Source organism: Bradyrhizobium cosmicum, from assembly GCF_032290525.1.
Lineage (GTDB): Bacteria > Pseudomonadota > Alphaproteobacteria > Rhizobiales > Xanthobacteraceae > Bradyrhizobium > Bradyrhizobium cosmicum_A.
The window spans coordinates 1-335 of record NZ_JASXTA010000110.1; the positions used below are offsets into that span (position 1 = coordinate 1).

At 59.4% G+C, this 335-nt stretch carries 1 pseudogene; it reads left to right on the forward strand.

From position 1 onward, the window contains the following. Window positions 1-12: 12 nt before the first annotated feature. Window positions 13-335: pseudogene (locus tag QSV46_RS39265) on the forward strand (hypothetical protein); the annotation flags it as partial.

A 335-nucleotide genomic window follows, 5' to 3' on the forward strand; every position in this document is an offset into this window, starting at 1 on the left:
GTCGAATTGGCAATGAGTGATGAAGAGATAGCGACCTTGACGACGCTTTCGCGGTCGAGGATCGAACTGGCGAGCCGGGTGTCGCGGGCGCAGATGCTGCTGGCGTATCGGGAAAATCCTTCGTTCTGCGCGGTGGGCCAGAGACTTGGGGTCCATCATCAGACGGTGCAGCGCTGTGTCGAGCGAGCACTGGCCGATGGCCCGCTGGCGGCCCTCGACAATTTGGTCCAGGGAACGGTGTGCAAGATCCTCGGTCGAGAGGAAATCAAGCCGCACAAGGTGCGCTATTATCTTGAAAATCGCGACGCCGAGTTCGAACAGAAGATGGCGGAGGT